This is a genomic window from Pseudomonas sp. SMSB3, from assembly GCF_052041965.1.
GTDB lineage: Bacteria > Pseudomonadota > Gammaproteobacteria > Pseudomonadales > Pseudomonadaceae > Aquipseudomonas.
The window spans coordinates 1-233 of record NZ_JBKGGV010000065.1; the positions used below are offsets into that span (position 1 = coordinate 1).

1 protein-coding gene is annotated in these 233 nt (G+C 65.2%); it reads right to left on the reverse strand.

Annotation, left to right across the window (positions count from 1 at the left end; translation table 11 throughout):
- Positions 1-233: contractile injection system protein, VgrG/Pvc8 family (locus tag ACLEJW_RS23305; RefSeq protein ID WP_440778342.1), on the reverse strand; the 233-nt coding region annotated here is incomplete at both ends.

Genomic DNA, 233 nt, shown 5'->3' on the forward strand with positions numbered 1-233 from the left:
CTTTCCCGCGGCTGGCTGTGGGCCAGGTAGTCGACGCTGCGCCAGTTGAGCTTGCCGCTGAGCAGTTGCGAGCCGGTGCTCCACTGGGTGATGCCGTCCTGCTTCTGGGTCACGCTCTGGGTGTGGAACGGCAGTTGCTGCGGGGCGAGGGCGGGCAGGGTGTCGTTGCTGTCGGTGAAGACGATGCAGTGGCTGTCGGCCTGGTGCTCGACGTACCAGAAAATGCCTTCGAG